A 21,229-nucleotide genomic window follows, 5' to 3' on the forward strand; every position below is an offset into this window, starting at 1 on the left:
ATGCAAACGATATATAAAAAATACATTTCTTCTTTATTTACCCAACTAAAGCGCTCTGCTCAGCTTTGGTTGTGCCACTCACTTGTACCGCACCAATTCTATTCGACAAAAAACAGCAACAGGTTTTTATTGAGCCGGAGAGTACTGTCATTCAGCTTCATATCGTTTGCTGTGTACCTCACATCCTGCCAAAAGGTTATAAACATTGGCCTCAACGAAGCTGAGAAAAAATACGTCGTCGAAGCAGTGTTGACCGATCAGCCAAACTCGTGCAAAGTGTTACTTACGCAAACAAAAAATTTTAGCGAAAATAATACGTTCAACGGGGTCGTTGGGGCACAGGTAACTATTGCAGACAACAATGCTGCTCCTGTAACCCTGACTGAAACCAGTCCCGGCGTTTATGAAAATAAACTTACAGGTGTTTCCGGACATACCTATACCTTAACCGTTAAGGTCGCAGGTCAGACTTTTACATCCACCTCTACCATGCCGGCGCTGGTTCCTTTCGATAGTTTATACATATCTGAAAGAACTTTCTTTGGCGAAACAAACAAATATGCCACTGTATCTTTGAAAGACCCTCCCGGCATTGGTAATGCTTACCGCTGTGTTCAATACGTAAACGGAGTAAAGGAAAAAACAATTTTTGTAAGAGATGACAGCTATAGTGATGGACGACAAATGGAAAATACGCTCTACTTTTTCAGTAACGACGACAACGACGAAAAGAAATTGAAAGCAGGTGATAATGTAAGAATTGATTTGTTAAGTATTGATTATCCTGTTTATAAATATTGGTTCAGCCTTGCACAAAGTTCGACAGGCGAAAACCAAAGCGCAACACCGGGTAATCCATCGACTAATATAAAAGGTGGAGCGTTAGGATATTTTAGTGCACAAACCTTACAAAGTAAAACAGTTGCGGTTAAATAATTTATGTTACCATCTTTTGCCGTGCAATTAGCATTGTAGCCTCTAACATTTTCGTAATTTTATTTGTTGGCTTTTTTTCAAATGCAAGGTTCAATACAAGGTTTTTTGTCATCCTTAAGCTTGCTGATTACCAAAACAAATGTTTACAAGACCAGGAAAACCGATTCCTTTCGCTGGTTCTAACATAATATAAATGATAAGTTTATCAAAAGTATTACTCTAAGAGCTACGAGTGATATCGGTAACTACTCAGAACGACTCACTTTATAGAACAATTCCGATATTCAACATGAGTGCTGTTGCATTTCAGGTAGCCACTTCCATTCCTGTCGTCTCAATCCATACGCTAGCCGCTTATCCTATCTGATGCGCTTTTGCGAGAAACAAAGAAAGTCGAAAATTCGGCGTTCAAAATGTCCATAGGCGGAGTAAAACGTAAGTTTATCATGAAAATAGAGATGTCTTGACTCATAACGCGGAGGCATTTTGAAGAAAAGAAATAAATCAAAATAAGTACAAGAGGTTAATGAAACATGCGAACACAAAATCTTGCAAATCTTATCAATAATTGTGTAACAGAAACGCTCTACTAAGAATCTACTTTTGACTTATTAAATCACAATAAAAAATTATGAAAAAGTTTATAGGCTTAACAAGCCAAATCCAGACAAGTAAGACCTGTGGTAATCCGAACTGTACATGTGAAGTATGTACCTGTGAAAGCTGCTCGTGTGGTAAAGGTTAATGATAACACGTGCAGTATTGCCGAGACTATTGAAAGGATAACGCAAATGAACCTAAGATGTTCTAAAATAAGGTGCACTAACAATGCGCCTTATTCTTTTTAACGTGTTAAAGCAGCCTTAATCAATTCTAAAAATCCCACCAAACGTATTTGTCCGTTTCTGACACACTATCGTCCTAAAAAACATTTTAATCAGTAACAACTTTACATGAGCAAAACAAACAATTAAGATTATGAAAAAGATTAAAAAAGTACTATTAACCCTCTTTACAGTATTGCTGGTTATTAGTGTAGTTCTCTATTTTGCTCTTCCGCAAGTCTTTTCGCAAAAATTAAAAGTCTATAAAGGCAGTGATTTATCACGGTCAAAGCCTGCCTTTGACAGCGCAAAAAAGACAGTTGTCATCATTGCCGATAACGATGGTACAGAAATGTTTGACCTCATGGCTCCCTTTTATTTGTTTAGTGCTACTAAAAAAGCCAACGTGTATGTAGTGTCGGAGAAAAAAGCCCGCATCCTCCTGATAAACAGCCTTTTGATTCTTCCTCATTACTCTTTTTCAGAAATAGATTCACTGCGCATCACTCCCGACGTCATTGTTATTCCAAATGTGACTGTGCATCTAATGACGCCTCCAAAATCATCTACCGTAAATTGGATAAAGAAGCATTACACGGGCAGTAATATTATCCTGTCTATTTGCGATGGATCAGCAACAGCGGCTGCGACAGGATTGTACGATGGTAAGCCTATAACTACTCATGCTACTGACTATAGAACCTTGCAAAAACAGTTTCCTAAAGTAGGTTGGGTAAAAGATATCAGTGTTACCCAAAGCGGATATTTATATAGTACTGCGGGAGTTTCGAACGCTACTGAAGGAAGCCTGACCGTAATAAAAAGAGTGTTCGGGGAAGAGACAATGCACGCTGTTGCTCATGAAGTTGCATATCCTCACCCGGATATTAAGGTTGAGCATCAAAGCCTGGTTGTCAACAAAGGTGCAGTTGTAAAAATAGTATCAAAGATGCTATTTAGAAAAAACTATAGACTTGGCGTATTGCTGACTGATAGTTTGAACGAGTTTGAATTAGCGAGTGTCCTCGATACCTATATGCGAACCTTCCCAAATCTATAAACTCCTATTCAGTAGGTGGAAAAAACATAACCTCAAAGTACGGGTTAACCCTTTACCCAACAGGAAATTTAGACAAAGACCAGATAAATGAAGTTCATGTACTAGATCCAAAATCATTTAATACATCAAAACAAAATCTTTTTATAAACGCAAGCATAATAAAATACGGTGCAGAGCAAAAGCTATATCCAATAGAAACTTGTCTTGAACGTATTGCCGCTTTATATGGAACTAATTTTAAGAACTGCGTAAAGTTGACGCTCGACTACAATTAATTTATTCTCGTGTCTCTCCTGTATCTGACCATACTAATATTAGAATGCTAAAAACATACAAACAATGATAAAAATCATTATCTTCTGTTTTGCTTTAACCATGCTGTTCACCCTATCATTTGCGAAATCAGGTTCAGGTGCTGCAGACAAAATAATTGGAGTTTACTGGTCTCCAAAAAAAGACGCAAAGATTGAAATTTTTAAAAAGGGCGACAGATATTTCGGGAAATCTATCTGGATTGAAACCACAAGGAAAGACTTGAAAAATCCAAATCCGTCTTTAAGGGAAAGAGATCTTTTAGGTACAGAGCTCTTCACAAACTTCATCTATAAAGGTGGAAGCTACGAAGATGGCAAGATTTACGACCCTGAAAGCGGGAAAACGTATGATTGTAAAATGAGTTTTGACGGGAAAAGATTAAAAGTAAGAGGGTATATAGGCATAACGCTTTTGGGAAGAACAGAAATGTTCGAACGGGTAATGTAATGAAGTTTATAAACAGCTTTAAAATTATAAAAGATGATACAACTGCTTTCAGCTATTGCAATAACATTATTCGTAATAGTATTCACTCGTTTACTATCAAAGCAAGTTACTGCGAGGTTAGTAGCGGCAACCAGTCTATGTTCCATTGCCTTTATCTATGTTGGCTTTTCATTAAAAGGCAACCCTGTCAGCTCAATCCTCTTGGAGATACTGGTTGCAATAGTTTTTTATTTGATTGCAGTTATAGGATATTCAAAGAATAATTTGCTAATCGCTTATGGAATCTCCCTTCATGGGATTTGGGATATTCTGCATCACAAAGCAGCTTTTGTAACAACTGATGTTCCGGCCTACTATCCGCTATTTTGTTTCATAGTTGATGTGCTTTTGGGTGTTTACTTTTTCCTGGTTTTTAGAAGGCCAAAAAAAACCAAGGTGGTAATTAATAAGCCCGGAATGTCCGTTTTTGACATCTAACTATCCTTCGAAGCCTTCTTCTGCACTTTACTTTTACACTATTATTAATCTTTGAAATTATTAAAATGAAAAAATCAATTTATATAGGGCTGTTTTTACTCTTGTCCTATTCCTCATTCAGTCAGGCTGACACTTCAAAAGTTGAACAATATTGCCAGATTATTGCCACTCCCAGGCTTTTAAGCAACAAGGTCACTATCGATATTGACTTTGGCGAAGAAAAAAGTTTTTGGAGTGACACCAGGCTTAAAACCTACGATGGCAGATTAAAGAAATTCAATACGATTATTGACGCATTGAACTTTATGGGCAAGGAGGGATGGCTTTTTATTAACGCATACCCTGTTAGAGATAATCAAACGGAAATATATCATTTCGCGTTTAGAAAGTTATTTTTAAAATCGGAGGTTAAAGCTCTTAAATAATAACGTCGTTTTTCTTTTACAACCTGGATTATTTAGAGTACTACTTTACTTAATAATCATATTAGCATTCATAATACCTCACGACGTTATACAAGTGTAATTAAATATCAAATACAACTGAATAATTCTTGAAAAGAAAAAAAGACGATTATAGGAAAGCTCTTATTGATATAATGGAGGTTCCGCTTGAGCAACGAGACGTTACTATTAATTCAGTTAAAACTGTTTATTTCTTGGCTGGAAACGGCAAACCCGTAATTTGTCTACATGGCGCTGGTGCTGGTGCTGTGACATGGTATCCATCGATTGGTAATATTGCAAAACGTTTTCACGTAATTGTACCAGACATCGTTGGATATGGCGAATCAGATAAACCCGATGCTCCTTATGACCGACCCTATTTCTCAAAGTGGCTCAAAGAGTTTCTAAACGAATTGAAAATACCTAACGCACATATTGTTGGATTGTCACAGGGAGGTGCTATTGCCTTACAGTTTACGATAGACAACCCAGGAATGGTTGATAAACTTGTTTTAGTTGACTCTGCTGGCTTAGGTGCAAAAGTCTCTTTTTGGCCTCTTGTTGGAACGATATGGATGAATACTTTTCCATCTTCTTTGGCAAATCGTTTTAATTCTCGTTATATCCTCCATAATCCTGTAAACAGAGACCCAAATCATAGTTGTTACTCCGTAGCTGTTCTGAAAGAAAATGGAGGGAAAAAAGCGTTTCAACAAGGACGAGGATCCGCTGTATCCAAAATGTCAGATGAATCTTTGCGGCAGATAAAAAATGAAACACTTATCATTTGGGGAAAAGAGGATAAATTATTTTCTGTGGCTTATGGCGAAGCAGCCGCTAAAATAATTCCAAATGCAAAATTGTCTATAATACAAGATGCCGGGCATTTACCAATGATGGATCAGCCAGATGTTTTCAATCAGATACTTACTGATTTTTTAACTAGCCAGTTGAAATAGTGGTTGGCAACTTCAACAACACCCATGGTTACTTAGACATTTTTATTTAATGAGAACATTAGCATTTATAATACCTCCGAATGTTGAACTGCTGGATCTTGCAGGCCCAGTACAGGTTTTTACAGAAGCCAAAACCTATGGCCTTGAGGCAGAAATAAAGTTTTTTACTTACGAAAATCAACCAGCTTCTACTTCAGGACTTGGCTTTAATAAAGTTTTGAATTATAAAGAGGCGCAATTGAAGGAAGACGACTTTGTTTTTGTGCCTGGCATGAGCTGGCAATATGTAGATAGCATTTCTTTCCGGGCCGAACGAGAGTTTTTCAAATGGTTGAAGGATTGTTCGGAAAATAAAATGACTGTTTGTTCAATTTGTAATGGAGCATTCGCTTTAGGTGAAGCAGGTTTACTTAAGAACACAGAATGTACAACACATTGGAAGCGAGTTAAAGCATTACAACAACGGTTCTCTGATGCGAAAGTGGTAGCAGATATTTTGTTTATAAAAAGCAATAACGTTTATACAAGTGCAGGCATTAGTGCTGGAATTGATTTAGCGTTAGGTATCCTTGAAAATCTTAAGGGACCCCTTTTCACTCATAAGGTGGCAAGGGAACTGGTGGTTTATCATAGGCGAAGTGGAACGCATAAGCAGCAAAGCATTTATTTAGATTATCGAAATCATATCAATCCCCAAATACACCAAGTACAGGATTATCTCATTGACAACCTTTCTAAAGAAAATACTATAGAAGACCTTGCTTCTTTAGTTGGTATGAGCCCAAGAAACCTAAGCAGGGTTTTTAAAGAAATGACTGGTTCTACCATATTGGAATATCATACGCAGCTACGCAGGGAGTTGGCAAATACAATGCTTAATAATCCTGAATATACCATTGAATATATTGCTTCAAAATGCGGATTTAAAACAGCCAGGCAATTGCATAGGATCTTGAAAAAGTAATAAGTACACGCTTCTCCAATCCGCTATTGAACATCTAATAGTTTTTTATTATATTTGAGTATAATTTCTTCGGCGCCTTTTAATTGTTGCTGCCTACCAAAGCACTACCTACGTATCGGCATATTTAATTGGAAGCTAATCTACAACATTCGATTTTGGGTTACGAGCACACGTGAAAGTTAAGTTTTGAGCTAGTCGTTCAGCAAGTTTTAAGTTCTACAAATTTTGCAAATCATAACCATAACTGTATAACACTAACGCCCATTGCCCATATTAGTTTTGCCTTATCCACGTAAAAACATTTACTAAAACAAACTAAAACAAACGATATGCAAAGTCAATCTAAAGTAGTAGATTATCTACTCGAAACAAATGAATTCGATTGGGAAATTGCACCAGGCAAAACAGTAAAGGCCTGGGGATTTAACCAGCAATTACCCGGACCTACGATCAAGGCACGAAAAGGTGAAACAGTATCAATTAAAGTGAAAAACAACTTACAAGAGCCCACCATCATTCACTGGCATGGCATAAGGCTACCGGCAGCAATGGATGGAACAGACAGCGTACAAAGGCCTATTGAACCGGGAGAAGAGTTTGAATATAGATTTGTTGTACCAGACGCAGGAACATTCTGGTATCATTCACATTACAATGAAACAGTACAGGTAGAAAAAGGAATGTATGGCGCTATAGTAGTGGAAGATGAAACAGACCCGGTATTAGATGACGAGAAAGTTATTATGATAGATGATATGAAACTTTCTGCCAGCAACGAGTTTACTAAACCTTCCTGGTTTATACCTCGCATAGTTGAAAGGCATGATGGACGTGAAGGGGACACATTACTTATCAATGGTAAAGAAAATCCTACTTTAGAAATTCATGGAGGTCAAATGGAGAGATGGCGGTTTATTAATTCCTCAAGTGCACGCTATTTCCTTTTACATTTTGAGGGTAGACAATTTAAGATAATTGGAACAGACGGCGGGTTACTTGAAGCTCCAATATTAGCAAGCGAAGCATTAATTACACCGGGAGAAAGATTAGACATTGTTGTAGGTCCTTTCGAAGAAGGCGAAACTTTTGCACTGGAAAGTTTAGGATATAACCGGATGACATTTCTTAAAGCAAAACGTCAAACATTTGCGACAGTAAAAGTAAAAGAGCCAAAACCTTCAGTCGCATTCGTGCCAGATAAATTAAGGACAATTGAGCAGTTAGCGCCGCACGATACTCCTGTCTCAAGAAAGGTTGTTCTATCGGTAGGCCCTAGTTTAAAGGACGGAATGAACTTTCTTGTTAACGGCAAAATGCATGTAAATGACAAGCCTGTTGTAGTAGGTGAAACACAGGTCTGGGAAGTGTCAAATTCAAGTATGATGGATCACCCGTTTCACTTGCATGGCTTCTTTTTCCAGGTTATCGAAGAAAATGGCAAAGCTCCAGACTATCTTTCATGGAAAGACACTTATAACCTCAAACCAAGAACAAATATTAAGATTGCGTGGATGCCCGATAACAGGCCAGGAACGTGGATGTACCATTGCCATATTTTGGAGCACCATGCGGCAGGCATGATGGCAAACTTTGATGTAATTGATGGAAGTAAACCATACGAAGAAAAGCCAGCTACCCACATGCATCACCACCATTAATCTTGCTGACCTCCCCTACAAAAGCACAATAACAAAGGATTAGGAAATTGTAGAAATCGTAAAAACGTCAAGATTACTGGAGCGCAAGATTGTTTTACAATCCTTCCGAAAGTTGGGCACTGCAAGTAGCACATGGTTTCAAAAGTCCTGAACTTTTGCATCCTGGCCAAAATGTAAATATAACAACAGCATCCGCTATTTACAGCCAAGCATTGTCATCAAACAACAGATTTAATTCAACAGCAGTGTGAGGCATGAATAAAATTATAGAGCACAAAGGAGAAAATGCAGTATTGGTAGAGGGTGAATGCTGAAAGAACAGATTTGCGCTTCATAGCCATTACGAATGGGTACAAAAAGGGATTAAAGAAATCTGGTTGAACGAAGACTTTTACGGTCACGATGCGGTATTTCCGGTTAATGCCTTTCGTTGGGTTTAATTACGATTTACTAAGGCCCGGCGGTTCAAGACTGGCGGGCGGCGGACAATGGACGCTCTATCATACTGCTGAAAGATTGAATAGTCTCTATGGAAAAAATCCAATGGCGGAGGAAGTGTATTTACGCCTATATCTTGGCGTGATGAGAATGAAGATGAAGAATAATAAAATGTAAGGCCTGCAAGGCTTGCGCTGAAGAATGCAGAAAGATGGCCTCATAGACATCATTTCGTTTTCAACTTAACAATTGAAATCCATCCAGCCTTGCGCCCTCACTAGGAAAACCGTTTTTTAAACTAAAAATCAAGGAATTGTGGAAAAGCCAGTATTTGTTTTAGGCTGGGGTTTAAGAATATGAATTACATTAGTAGCGTACTGTTACTGTTTTACGTATATACAGAAAAAGTTGAAGACGGCGTTGAGGAAGTGCTAAATGGTAAAGATTTAGTTCATGACCTTCGTAAACAAAGCATCCTTTTTAGTTCCTGCAATACAGGAAGGCCAGGTATGCACAATTTCACGGTAACGCGGATGATGTTCATAGGAGTACATTTTTGACTTTCTCACTGGTAGGTTTTCAAAAGAAAGTATCTTCAAATAAAGTTAACGGCTGTCGCTTACTGCGAAAAACCCAGATATTACTAAGAGAAACTTTATAAAAACAAACAGGCTAGTATTAGCGATAGAAGGATTGCTGCTGATACTAGGCAACTTAAAATCACAAAATGCTTCATAACAAACAATATGATGTAGTAATAGTTGGAGGTAGTTATTCAGGTCTCGCGGCCGGTATGGCATTGGGCAGGGCGTTAAGAAACGTTTTGATTATTGATAGCGTAAATCCCTGTAATAAACAAACTCCCCATTCACATAACTTCCTTACCAATGATGGAAAGTCTCCAAAAGAAATCGTCACTCTTGCTAAGGATCAGGTGCAAATGTATGAGACAATTGAGTTACTCGATGCATTGCTAGTGGGTGGCATTAAAACCGAAAGTGGATTTGAAGTCCAGATAGAGACAGGCGAAACATTCTCAACAAAAAAACTGGTTTTCGCAACAGGCATTAAGGATATTATGCCGGAGATACCGGGTTTTGCAGAATGTTGGGGGATAAGTGTGCTTCATTGCCCATACTGTCACGGTTATGAAGTACGACATCAAAAGACAGGTATTCTTGCCAATGGAGAGACCGCTTTTGAATTATCACCTCTTATTTCTAATTGGACAAATGATTTAACCCTTTACACCAATGGTAAATCCACGCTCACGATGCAACAGGTAGAGAAGCTTCAAAAGCACAATATCAACATAGTAGAAACGGTTATTGAGCAGCTTGAACAGCAAAACGGTTATATCGAAAACATTATTTTCAAAGATGGAAGGAAAGCACCCGTAAAAGCTTTGTATGCCCGACTTCCATTTATACAACACTCATCTATTCCGGAAGTGTTGGGATGTGAAATTACTACTGAAGGTTATATCAAAATTGACGAATCACAAAGAACCACCATCACAGGCATATATGCTTGTGGAGATAGTACTACACGAATGCGAACAGTTGCTAATGCGGTATCAATGGGTACAACAACTGGTTTAATGGTGAACAAAGAACTTATAGAGGAAAACTTTTAACCAATTCAAATTACAGCCAATATGAAAGCATTTACAAGAGATATTTATGGTGGTCCTGAAGTGTTACGGCTGGAAGAAGTAGAAAAGCCTACGGTTAAAAAGGATCACATTCTGGTCAAAGTATCTGCCAATTCAGCTAATCCGGCAGATTGGCATATACTAAGAGGAAAACCTTTTTTTGCACGATTTACATTTGGTCTCTTAAAACCAAAAGATAAAATTTTAGGCGCTGATTTTGCCGGTATTATAGTGGAAGCGGGTAAAGATGTAAAGCTGTTTAAAGCAGGTGATCTGGTATTTGGCGAAACACTAAAAGGCGGTGCCTTTGCGGAATATGTTAGTGTGCCTGAAACTGAATGTGCTAAGATGCCCCCAGGCGGTGATTTTGCTGAGATGGCAAGTGTACCTCTAGCTGGTCTGACAGCTTTTCAGGCTCTTATAACACATGGAAAACTAGTAAAAGAAGAAAGTGTTCTTATCAACGGTGCTTCAGGTGGTGTCGGTCATTTTGCTGTGCAGATTGCAAAAGCTTACGGAGCAACTGTAACTGGCGTTTGTTCAAGTAGAAATGTTGATTTTGTCAAGTCTTTAGGTGCTGACAAAGTAATAGCGTACGATAAGGAAAACATTCATCAACATAATGAGAAGTATGATTTGGTTATTGATGCAAATGGCAATCTTTTCCACGATGATTACAGACGAATGGCAAAGAGAGGAGTAACGATAGGCTTCACTACAATAATTCATATGATAACCCTTCTGCTACGAAAAGCCATTAGTAAGCTACCATTAGTACAGTTTACCGCTGAAGCGAATACTAAGGACTTGAACACATTGGCAACGCTTATTGAGGAGGGAAAAGTTAAACCTAAAATTGAAAGGTCATATTCGTATAAAGAAACACCGCAGGCGATCAGTTATATTGAAGCCATGCGTACAAGAGGTAAAGTGGTAATGATCTGGAGCCACAAAGAAAGTTGATTCGCAGATTTCTGAAACCTCGAAATAGGTGTATATCTCTAAAAGTTTCATCCTTCGACAACGGAAATTTCTCATGGCAATTTTGCTCTACCAATCTCAAACGTTAGAGAAGTAACCAAAGGTCTTCACCGGGTAGAAATCTTAGAACCATGGAAAGAACAAACGATCTTTTGTTAAGAAGGGTAGGACAAACAATGCTTTGTCGCGTCTATCGAAATAAAAGTATGTATTATCTTTTTCCCTGATAATTATGCTGTCATAGAACAAAATGTTTTGAAATAAGTACACCTAGGAAAAATTACTTGTTCCTTTTTAATCATCCTTACTATTTCTATTCCTACCAAGGTCCTTAATGCTGATTCAAAACTCTTAAAATTAAGCATATTCTGAATTCTCCACTTTATAAATCGATCATCCCCTTCTACCCTATTATTTAAATACTTACACTGCCTAGACTTAAACTCATTTCAGTACGATACAAACTGTATTACATTTATAGAAAAACGGTCATTTTTTTATAAACTCAACTTCCTACTTTCAAAGCTAAAAATTAAGCCTTTAAAGGGTTAATAAAAAACTATTTTAAATAATCTAAATACAAAACATTTATATCCTACGTTTTTCTAAGAGATTTTATCAGAATCTGCCAAAACTTCGATTTACAGTTAAGGACTCTAACAATCGCAAGCTGTGACAAGATCTTTTCCGAAAAAAAGAGCCACACGAACAATAGAGGAATTGACAATGTTTCCTATTAACTATATCCTCTACTCATAATCGTACCATAGGTGAACTGAAATGAAGAAAAGATATTAACATTAACATCGAAGCCAAATCTTACTTATGATCGTCCGTGAGAGGAATCGAAATAATCCTGAAGAGAGCTGTAAGCAATTAAAAAAACGCTTGTAATCGTGGCATAAAATCCTAATGTCTGAAAATCAAAAAGGACAATCAGTAGTACATAATACACTGATCTTGCTCCCCATTTTTGTCTTTACTGTCCCACGGATAAGCAAAACCTTTTGTTCCATCAATGATTTAAGCACTGTTATGATTTGTAACCCAGCCTTTCTCTTAAAGCTTTCATGTCCTCACTTACCTTTATATCTAATATTTTAGCATAATGCTGGGTAGTACGAAGATTGGTATGGCCAAGCATTTTTGAAACAGTTTCAATAGGAACTCCATTGCTTAAGGTAACGGTGGTTGCAAAAGTGTGTCGTGCAATATGAAAAGTCAAGTTTTTATCAATGCCGCAAGTGTCTGCAATTTCTTTTAGGTAAGCGTTCATCTTTTGATTGCTTAAAATCGGCATCAATCTTCCATTCACGCATTCCGGATGATCCTTATACCTAATCAACAGTTGCAAGGAAGTAGGTAACAGAGGTATCCGGGAAGATGTCTTCGTTTTTTGCCGTTTTGTAAATATCCATTGTTCACCATCAACACCTGCCGCGATTTCAGTTCTTTTGAGCTTTTTTACGTCTGCATATGCGAGACCAGTATAGCAGCTGAAAAGAAAAATATCTCTTACCAGACCTAAACGAAGTGTTTTAAATTGTTTTGCAGCTATTTCCTGCAATTCAGCGGCAGTAAGAAAGGGTCGCTCAACTTCTTTTTTTGTAAGCTTAAATCCTATAAATGGGTCTTTTTGTAACCATCCATTTTTGATACATAACAATACAATCTTTTTAAAATTAGCGAGGTATTTCATCGTGCTGTTATGATTGCAGTTTCGCTTACTTTTTAACCAAAATGCATAATCATTAATAAATTCATAATTGAGTTTATTGATATCTAAATCAGGCAATTTATATTTCCACTGTATATAGTTACGGGTATGATCGAGTGACGTCCTATAACGTTGAAGTGTGGCAGCGGAAAAGTCTTTTCCCACCAAATGAGCCACCTGCTCATTGTGTTGCTGAAAAACCGTCAAGATCATATAGTGCTTTACATCAACTCCAAACCATTTCTCTTTAAAAACCTGGTATGTTATAACCTTTCTATCCTGCATTAGTTCCCTTTCAGTTGCATGCACTTTGTTTCGTATAGCATCCAGAAAACTATTAAAAGCCCTTGCTTCTGCCTGAGTTCCTTTCATTTTTCCGGCTTTGTTAGACCATTTAGAAGCTTCAACATATCGCTTTGTCGTGTGCTCCAGTCGCTCTCCATTTATCGTGATCCTCAGGTAGATCGGCACCAGATTATCCCTGGTTTTTCTTACAGTTCTTGCGTAAAAAAGAATACTTATGTTGTGTTCCATATCAAACCTCCTTTTTATAATTAGAACAAAATTTTATCACCACTGCAGATGCAATTTCGAATCGCTGTAATCCTTTACTGGTAACTAATACCTCGGATTCTGGTGTCCAAATTTCTAAAAAAAATTTGTCACCCGAATTGTACACCTACAGTTTCACATTATTTGATATGATTTGAAGGAGAAAACACAAAAAAAGCCGGTAAAACATTCATTTTACCGGCTTTTACTACTCTTTTTTTGATTTCCTGCGGAGAGAGAGGGATTCGAACCCCCGGAGGTGTAACCCTCAACGGTTTTCAAGACCGCCTCATTAAACCGCTCTGACATCTCTCCGGCGCAAAAATACGTTTTGAGTTATTACTACAAAAAAAACTTTTACTTTTTTCCTTTATTCTTTTAACAGTGCCGCTGAAACGCTTTACTGTTCTATGTTTTACTAATTAATTTATTTTTATTTTTTTCCTCATAATGTTTTCAACATATAGGATATCGAAGAAAGTATTAAGCTTTTAAGCAATTGGAATTTTGACTATAAAAAAAGGTAACTTAATTTACAAACCTTTATACTATAACTATGGAATATAAAAAATTAGGAAAATCAGATTTGAATATCAGTTGCATTGGTTTTGGCTGTATGTCGTTAAAAGGGACCAACGAAGAAAATGAGAAGATCATTCACCAGGCTTTGGAATATGGCATTAACTACTTTGATACTGCAGATCTGTATGACAAAGGCATGAATGAAACATTGGTAGGAAAAGCTTTACAGGGAAAACGTGCAGAGGTAGTAATTGCAACAAAGGTAGGTAACCAATGGCGGAAAGATGGTAGTGGCTGGGACTGGAATCCGAACAAAGATTATATACTAAGGGAGGTAGAAGAAAGCCTTAAACGATTGCAAACAGACTATATTGATCTATATCAATTGCATGGTGGCACTATTGATGATCCTATTGATGAAACTATTGAAGCGTTTGAAATGTTGCAGAAGCAAGGTAAAATCCGGCATTATGGGATTTCTTCTATCAGGCCTAATGTAATAAGAGACTATGTTCAAAGATCAAACATAGTCAGTGTGATGATGCAATACAGTTTACTTGACCGAAGACCAGAAGAGGCTTGCTTACCTTTGTTACAGGATAGTAACATTGGAGTACTGGCAAGAGGCAGCGTAGCCAGTGGATTGCTGGTAAATAAACAGCCGATACAGTATTTAAATTATAACGAGGAGCAGGTCAAAAAAGCAGCCACAGCAATTAAAACAATTTCGGGGCCACTTCGTAGTTCCGCCCAAACGGCTATCCAGTTCGTATTGCGACATCCTGCAATAACTTCAGCGGTAGTTGGCATTAGAACTCTGGAGCAATTGAAAGAAGCCAGTGAAGTGATGTCGGCTCCAGGATTAACTGCGACTGAAACTGAACAATTACAAAAATCGATTGAAAAAAATTTTTATAAGGAACATAGATAGACCTTTCAATATAAAAAAAACGAATTTCAATGACTTTTCATATTCCCAATAAATCATTTCTTTCACTTTTTAGAAATCTCATCATTTCACCATAGTGCTGACCCCGCGCACAGGCTGTAACAGCCTGCGCAATTCGCTTTGCTTTGGTAGCTTCTGTTTTAGCGCTTTCAATCCAGTTGCTATAATACTTCTGATGAGAGTGCGGAAGCTTATTGAAAAATGAAAGCGCAGCGGGTTCATCGTGTAAACATTCCATTAATGCTTCTGATAGCACTACAGGGCTTTGATCAACGTCTAATTTTACGGTAAGAAGAGCGCCTTTACTTTTTCGTATACACTTTCTTATAGTCGCGTTTAAAGGAATAATAAAGTCACCACCGCCCATTGGTATTAAACTAATTCCTTCAAAAACATACTGATCAAAACTACCCTTAACTCTAAAAGACTTTTTGTTTCCCGGCATTAATTGTGTGGCAACGGACGAAGACACCTCTATGTAGGTCCAGCCGGTTTTCTCACCCTGTGCGCCAAACTTTTTTATAGTAGCTGTAAATTCAACCATAGATTTTAGATAAACTAAATTTAAATAAATTTTTGATTTAAAAACTTATCCCGGAAAGCTTATTTCCGTTACAACGAAAGCTAAGCACTAGCCTGTTCCTGCAACTATGATTGTTATTTATATAGAACCTATTACCCGGGTAACAACATCTATTTCACTATCTGTGTTGAAATAATGAGGAGAAAGTCTGACAACACGCTCAATCTTGTCGCTTGAAAAATCAGTAATCGAATTATATTTAGTACTTACAGAATAAAAGATTTTGGCATCTTTTAGAGCGTTTTCAATTTCAATCAATTCGCGTCTGTCTATTTTAAGAGTAAGTATATTGCTTAACTCCGAGCCACGGTCTAATAAACGTAATCCAGGTATTTGTGAAAGCTTTTCTCTTAATCTTTTTACCAGCTTTTTATTATATTCAAAAATTTTGCCTAGCCCGATATTGTTTGCATAACGTACCGCTTCTGTCAAACCTACAAGTGAAGCATATGACATTTCCCACAACTCGAATCGCTTTGCATTTTTTTGAATTTTGTATTCGTCAAAATTTATAAAATCTGCGCCTCTCATGTCTATAAATAAAGGCTCTAATCCTTTGCTTAAAACCTTGTCTGACACGTACAGAAACCCGGTTCCTCTTGGGCCGCGGAGAAACTTTCTACCTGTTGCGCTTAAAAAATCACAACCTATTTTTTCTACGTCAACAATTAATTGCCCAACTGACTGACATGCGTCTAATAAATACCAGGTATCGTATCTCGCACAAATTTTTCCAATCTCTTCTGCCTGTTGTACAAGCCCGGAATTTGTAGGAATGTGTGTTATAGCAACTAATACGGGATTATGTTTTTTTATTATTCTTTCAAAATCTTCAATATCTATATCTCCGTTAGCTAAATTGTTTGCCCTGATTATAGCTATATCAAACCTTTTCTTCAGTGACAGAAAGGCAATTTGGTTAGATATATAATCATCATTGGTAGTTAGAATACAATCTCCTTTTTTAAACGGAATAGAAGACAAAGCCTTTGCATAAGCATCGGTAGCATTATAGGCGAAGGCAATATTTTCAGGATTGCAGTTAATGAGTTTTGCTATTTCACTATAAAATTTATTGATTTCTTTTTCTCTTAACCGCGCCACCTCATACCCTCCCAGTTGTTCTTCCTCGTGTAGGTATTCAGTCATTTTCTCTACCACCACATTAGGCATTAAAGAAGACCCTGCGCTGTTGATAAATATTTTATCATAACAGCCAGGCGTATCCTGTCTTATTACATCAATGTTCATTTTTTACTATTGGTTTTTATGAAACTGAACTTTTTGAATCGTCTAAATCAGGGCGAAAAAAATCTGTCGGCCTTTTAGCATATTTATCTACATAGACAAACTTCCACTTGCCGTTAAGTAATTGATAATAGGGTGAGCGGTTATAATCATCCGAAATAACATCTTCCTTTTTATCGAATAACATACAGGTTGCATGAGGCTTTTCCTTGTTTTGTTCAAAAAGTTGTGGATTTTCCCAATCGTTATTTCTTGTTTGTGCGAAGGCGATATTCATTAACAGGGACAAGGCGAGTAATAACTTTTTCATATTTAAATGTACCTTAATATTTATTTTAATTCTTTAGCGTAAAATTGTCTTCAAAACTTTTCAAATTGAAGGTAAGAGATATGACAGTAGTTGTAAACATTAGTTCATCAGTTCATATATTATCATTTTAATGCTCACCTTTTTACTTGGAGACACGAACAAAAGATTTAATAGAAAGTTGCATGAGGAGTTAGAGAAGAGTTTACCTGAAGAAGAAATAACCAATAATTATAGCCGCAATGACTCCTATGAAGTCAGCCATAAGACCTGCCCATACAGCATGCCTTGCTTTTTTGATACCTACACTTCCAAAATAAAGTGCAATAATATAAAAAGTAGTATCAGCGCTGCCCTGGAAAATACTCGAAAGTTTACCAACAAATGAATCTGGGCCGTATGCCGAGTTTGCAAATACATCCAGCATTAATCCTCTTGCCCCGCTGCCACTAAAAGGTTTCATAATAGCAACAGGCAACGAAGGAACAAAGTCAGTATTCATTCCGGTAAGATGTAACGCATACGCAATAGCATTAGTGATGTATCCTAAAGCGCCGCTATCTCTGAATAATCTTATAGCAACCAGCATACCTACGAGGTAAGGAATAATTTTTAATACTACGCCAAAACCTTCTTTAGCCCCTTCAATAAACGTATCGAAAACAGAAACTTTTTTAATGGCGCCTGATATCACAATAGCCACAATAATTGTTAGCAGTATCGCATTGCCGGCAATGTTGCTGAAGATGTTACGTTCTGCATCAGACATTTGTGATACAAAAAATAATGTGCCGCTAACAAATAACAGCAGTAGCCCAATAAAGGCCAGTAGAACGCCATCCCACTTTACCTTCTGCATAAAACTGACGATGACAATAGAGGCGAGTGTGGTGCAAACGGTAGCCAACACACACGGTATAAAAATGCTGGTAGCCTCTTTTGAACCTGCCGCTATGCGGTAAGTTATAATAGACAAAGGAATAATGGTAAGGCCGCTTGTATGCAGCACTAAAAACATTATCTGGGAATTACTTGCTTTTTCTTTATCAGGATTTAATGTTTGTAAGCTTTGCATAGCCTTTAATCCAAAAGGTGTAGCAGCATTGTCAAGTCCGAGCATATTGGCACTAAAGTTCATTACCATCTCCCCCATTGCCGGATGTCCACCCGGCACTTCAGGAAATAATCGCTTCATAAAAGGATTGAGTTTTCGTGCAATCCAGCCAATAGCTCCGGCCTTTTCTGCAATGTTCATAATACCGAGAAAAAAAACCATAGTACCAACCAGTGGAAACGCAACATCGAGCACGGAAGATTTTGCAGAGTCGAAAATACCATCTACCAACGTTTTGAAAATAGTCGTATCACCCAAAAAAACACTTTTAATAATTGCTATAATAAAAGCTATTACTATAAAAGCTATCCAAACAATGTTTAAAGCCATGCAAATAATTATTGCGTGAATATCAATAAAAAAATGATAAATCGATTATAAGTATCCTAAATCCACATTCAATACCTACTTTTGCCGCCGATTTTTGTTGTTGCCAGGTGGTGTCAATCAGAAATCAGAAATTTAAAAATTAGAAATACTTATGGGTTTACAAGCGGGTATAGTGGGATTGCCAAATGTGGGAAAATCAACTTTATTTAATGCGTTAAGCAATGCTAAGGCTGTTGCTGCAAACTTTCCTTTTTGTACAATAGAACCGAATATTGGTGTTATCACCGTTCCGGATGAACGATTGATTGCATTGGAAAAACTGGTAAATCCGCAAAGGGTTGTACCTGCTACAGTTGAAATTGTTGATATTGCGGGGCTGGTAAAAGGTGCAAGCAAAGGCGAAGGCTTGGGAAACCAGTTTTTAGGAAACATCAGAAGCACTGATGCAATTATACATGTGCTACGCTGTTTCGAGGACGATAACATCATTCATGTAGACGGAAGTGTGAACCCTGTAAGAGATAAAGAAATCATTGATACAGAATTGCAACTAAAAGACCTGGAAACCATAGAAAAGAAAATTGCCAAAAATGAAAAAATGGCAAAACAAGGTGATAAAGAACTGCTTCGCGGACTTGAACTGTTGAGAGAACTTAAAGCTTTTTTAGAACAGGGAAAAAATGCGCGTAGTTTTGAAGTAAATGCGGAAGATAAAGAAAAGCATTTAGCTGATTTATTTCTTCTCACTATGAAACCTGTTATTTATGTATGTAATGTAGATGAGAAAAGTGTTGTTACCGGAAATAAATTTTCAGAAGCTTTGCAGACAGCTGTAAAAAATGAAAAGGCAGAAACGCTTTTAATCAGTGCATCGATAGAAAGTGAAATTGCTGTAATGGAAAATTTTGAAGACAGGCAATTGTTTTTAGAAGATATGGGATTGCACGAAAGTGGTGTTGCGAGGCTTATTACATCTACTTACCGGTTGCTAAACCTTGCCACTTATTTTACTGCAGGAGTGCAGGAAGTAAGAGCGTGGACAATTACAAAAGGTATGCTGGCGCCGCAGGCGGCAGGAGTAATTCATACAGATTTTGAGAAAGGGTTCATAAGAGCAGAAGTTATCAAGTACGATGATTTTGTAAAATATGGGTCAGAAGCAGCTTGTCGTGATAATGGCAAACTTGCTATACAGGGTAAAGATTATTTAGTGGAAGATGGTGATATTATGCACTTCAGGTTTAACGTATAATCACAGCCGAAAACATTTTTAAGAGAGAGATGGCCAATTGTCATCTCTCTCTTTTATTTCATATTCTTTGCCTAAAAACTATTAAGGCGTTTGTTTACCGTTTTCTGATTCTTTTTAAGAATCAGAAATAAAAAAGCGAGCGACACTCCAAAATTTAACTCGGTTCTTGGGGCATGTGAAGGTATCTACCCGCTATTAAACCTGATGTTTCAAATTACATAACAACTCAAAACACTGTTGTGCAATTTCAAGTTCTTCGTTGGTTGGTATCACTAAAATTTTTACCCTTGAAGTCCTACCATTGATTTCCCGAATAACTCCTGAACGCAAGTTGTTCTTTCCCTCATGAAGCTCAATCCCCAGGAAGTCCATATTTGAGCAGATGCGCATTCTGATATTTGCATCGTTCTCACCTACCCCGGCAGTAAAGACAATAGCATCGAGGCCATTTAATATGGCTGCGTAAGAACCTATGTACTTTTTTATACGGTAGGCATACATATCGTAAGCAAGATCAGATTGCTTGTCTCCTTCTGCAATTGCTTTTGATATATCGCGCATATCGCTGAAGGCAGTAAGTCCATGCATGCCGCTTCGCTTGTTAAGCAAAACTTTTACCTGCTCTATGTCGTAACCTAATTCGTCAACCAAATGAAAAATAACAGAGGCATCAATATCTCCTGAACGGGTACCCATAATGAGGCCACTTAGCGGACCAAAGCCCATGCTTGTGTCTATAGATTTACCTGCATCAACTGCCGCCATACTACAGCCATTACCAAGATGAATACTAATGATCTTTGCTTTAGGATTATAGAGATATTTTGCGGCCTGTTCACTCACGTACTTATGGCTGGTACCATGAAAACCATACACCCGGATACGAAAATCTGTATAAAAAGATTGAGGAATGGCAAAACGAAAAGCCTTTTCGGGCATAGTCTGGTGAAAAGCCGTGTCAAAAACCGCAACCTGCTTTGCCTTTGTAAAAATCTTTTCTGCAACTTCTATACCCATGTAATTGGCAGGGTTGTGAAGAGGCGCAAGCGGAAAAAGCTTTCTGATTTCTTCTTTGACCTCGGCGTTAATAACTACTGTTGCTGCAAAACTTTCGCCACCATGAACGACTCTGTGTCCTACTACCTCAATCTCTTCAGGGTTTTGAATAACACCCGTTTGCTTATCAGTTAACAAACGTGCAACCTCCTGCAACCCAGCCTCATGATCAGGAAGTTCGATTGATTTTTTTATAACTTTTTCAGCATTGCCTTTAAATACTTTATGTGTTATAGCCGAACCTTCCAGTCCTATGCGTTCAAGCAGACCACTACAAACTGGTTTTTCATGCGGCATTTTAAATAGCTGGTATTTAATTGAACTGCTTCCGGCATTGACCACAAAAATATTCATAAGCAAAATTTGATTGCGAATTTGAAGATTTCAAAATTTTAAAATAAAAATGAAAGCTATTAATGTTGCCTGAAAAATTACACTAT

General features: G+C 37.5%; 20 protein-coding genes, 1 tRNA gene and 1 pseudogene. 14 read left to right on the forward strand and 8 right to left on the reverse strand.

The window, feature by feature from the left end:
- From B154_RS0102825 to B154_RS0102890, 12 genes are all read left to right on the forward strand, one after another.
- Positions 1-936 (forward strand): DUF4249 domain-containing protein, encoded by a 936-nt coding sequence (locus B154_RS0102825; RefSeq protein ID WP_018611711.1) that lies wholly within the window; start codon positions 1-3, stop codon positions 934-936.
- A gap of 978 nt (positions 937-1,914) precedes the next feature.
- Positions 1,915-2,820, forward strand: coding sequence for a DJ-1/PfpI family protein (locus tag B154_RS0102835; protein ID WP_018611715.1), 906 nt, complete (start codon positions 1,915-1,917; stop codon positions 2,818-2,820).
- A 339-nt stretch (positions 2,821-3,159) separates the two neighbouring features.
- A complete protein-coding gene (locus B154_RS0102840) occupies positions 3,160-3,582 on the forward strand; it encodes a DUF2147 domain-containing protein (protein WP_018611717.1) in 423 nt (140 codons plus the stop codon).
- A 33-nt stretch (positions 3,583-3,615) separates the two neighbouring features.
- Positions 3,616-4,059, forward strand: a complete 444-nt coding sequence (locus B154_RS0102845; RefSeq protein WP_018611719.1) for a DUF6010 family protein — start codon at positions 3,616-3,618, stop codon at positions 4,057-4,059.
- A gap of 65 nt (positions 4,060-4,124) precedes the next feature.
- Positions 4,125-4,484, forward strand: a complete 360-nt coding sequence (locus tag B154_RS27545) for a hypothetical protein (RefSeq protein ID WP_018611721.1) — start codon at positions 4,125-4,127, stop codon at positions 4,482-4,484.
- Positions 4,485-4,612: 128 nt separating this feature from the next.
- The gene (locus B154_RS0102855) at positions 4,613-5,464 is read left to right on the forward strand and encodes an alpha/beta fold hydrolase (RefSeq protein WP_033410999.1); all 852 of its coding nucleotides are present in this window, start codon (positions 4,613-4,615) and stop codon (positions 5,462-5,464) included.
- A 49-nt stretch (positions 5,465-5,513) separates the two neighbouring features.
- Entirely contained in the window at positions 5,514-6,428 is a 915-nt protein-coding gene (locus tag B154_RS0102860; protein WP_018611725.1) for a GlxA family transcriptional regulator, read from the forward strand.
- A 329-nt stretch (positions 6,429-6,757) separates the two neighbouring features.
- Complete coding sequence (locus tag B154_RS0102865; RefSeq protein WP_018611727.1) at positions 6,758-8,086, forward strand: multicopper oxidase family protein; 1,329 nt, start codon at positions 6,758-6,760, stop codon at positions 8,084-8,086.
- Between the two features lie 420 nt (positions 8,087-8,506).
- The gene (locus B154_RS30495) at positions 8,507-8,701 is read left to right on the forward strand and encodes a hypothetical protein (RefSeq protein WP_157580419.1); all 195 of its coding nucleotides are present in this window, start codon (positions 8,507-8,509) and stop codon (positions 8,699-8,701) included.
- 179 nt (positions 8,702-8,880) lie between these two features.
- Complete coding sequence (locus B154_RS0102880) at positions 8,881-9,084, forward strand: hypothetical protein (protein WP_018611733.1); 204 nt, start codon at positions 8,881-8,883, stop codon at positions 9,082-9,084.
- Between the two features lie 167 nt (positions 9,085-9,251).
- Positions 9,252-10,160: an NAD(P)/FAD-dependent oxidoreductase gene (locus tag B154_RS0102885; protein ID WP_018611736.1), complete on the forward strand. Its 909-nt coding sequence runs from the start codon at positions 9,252-9,254 to the stop codon at positions 10,158-10,160.
- A 21-nt stretch (positions 10,161-10,181) separates the two neighbouring features.
- Entirely contained in the window at positions 10,182-11,141 is a 960-nt protein-coding gene (locus tag B154_RS0102890) for an NAD(P)-dependent alcohol dehydrogenase (protein WP_018611738.1), read from the forward strand.
- Between the two features lie 248 nt (positions 11,142-11,389).
- On the opposite strand, the pseudogene B154_RS31765 reads toward B154_RS0102890, so the two are convergent.
- The 3 genes and pseudogenes from B154_RS31765 to B154_RS0102900 all read right to left on the reverse strand — a co-directional run.
- Positions 11,390-11,587 (reverse strand): annotated as a pseudogene (locus B154_RS31765) (DDE-type integrase/transposase/recombinase); the annotation flags it as partial.
- Between the two features lie 605 nt (positions 11,588-12,192).
- Positions 12,193-13,410: a site-specific integrase gene (locus tag B154_RS0102895; protein WP_018611739.1), complete on the reverse strand. Its 1,218-nt coding sequence runs from the start codon at positions 13,408-13,410 to the stop codon at positions 12,193-12,195.
- A gap of 248 nt (positions 13,411-13,658) precedes the next feature.
- Positions 13,659-13,743: transfer RNA gene (locus B154_RS0102900), tRNA-Ser, on the reverse strand.
- A 241-nt stretch (positions 13,744-13,984) separates the two neighbouring features.
- Between B154_RS0102900 and B154_RS0102905 the strand changes: the two genes are divergently transcribed.
- Positions 13,985-14,881 (forward strand): aldo/keto reductase, encoded by an 897-nt coding sequence (locus B154_RS0102905; protein WP_018611741.1) that lies wholly within the window; start codon positions 13,985-13,987, stop codon positions 14,879-14,881.
- Between the two features lie 37 nt (positions 14,882-14,918).
- On the opposite strand, the gene B154_RS0102910 is transcribed toward B154_RS0102905, so the two are convergent.
- The 4 genes from B154_RS0102910 to B154_RS0102925 form a co-directional block, all read right to left on the reverse strand.
- Positions 14,919-15,443 (reverse strand): YdeI/OmpD-associated family protein, encoded by a 525-nt coding sequence (locus tag B154_RS0102910; RefSeq protein WP_018611743.1) that lies wholly within the window; start codon positions 15,441-15,443, stop codon positions 14,919-14,921.
- A gap of 117 nt (positions 15,444-15,560) precedes the next feature.
- A complete protein-coding gene (locus B154_RS0102915) occupies positions 15,561-16,733 on the reverse strand; it encodes an aminotransferase class V-fold PLP-dependent enzyme (protein WP_018611746.1) in 1,173 nt (390 codons plus the stop codon).
- 16 nt (positions 16,734-16,749) lie between these two features.
- Positions 16,750-17,040, reverse strand: coding sequence for a hypothetical protein (locus B154_RS0102920; protein WP_157580422.1), 291 nt, complete (start codon positions 17,038-17,040; stop codon positions 16,750-16,752).
- A gap of 202 nt (positions 17,041-17,242) precedes the next feature.
- Positions 17,243-18,481 carry a nucleoside recognition domain-containing protein gene (locus B154_RS0102925; protein ID WP_018611749.1) on the reverse strand — a complete coding sequence of 413 codons (1,239 nt, stop codon included), beginning with the start codon at positions 18,479-18,481 and terminating at the stop codon, positions 17,243-17,245.
- A gap of 151 nt (positions 18,482-18,632) precedes the next feature.
- Here B154_RS0102925 and ychF point away from each other — a divergent pair, with 151 nt between their 5' ends.
- Positions 18,633-19,733: a redox-regulated ATPase YchF gene (gene ychF, locus B154_RS0102930; protein ID WP_018611751.1), complete on the forward strand. Its 1,101-nt coding sequence runs from the start codon at positions 18,633-18,635 to the stop codon at positions 19,731-19,733.
- A 195-nt stretch (positions 19,734-19,928) separates the two neighbouring features.
- On the opposite strand, the gene B154_RS0102935 is transcribed toward ychF, so the two are convergent.
- On the reverse strand, positions 19,929-21,143 hold the full coding sequence (locus B154_RS0102935) for an acetate/propionate family kinase (RefSeq protein WP_018611752.1): 1,215 nt from the start codon (positions 21,141-21,143) through the stop codon (positions 19,929-19,931).
- Between the last annotated feature and the right edge of the window lie 86 nt (positions 21,144-21,229).

This window comes from Segetibacter koreensis DSM 18137, assembly GCF_000374045.1.
Lineage (GTDB): Bacteria > Bacteroidota > Bacteroidia > Chitinophagales > Chitinophagaceae > Segetibacter > Segetibacter koreensis.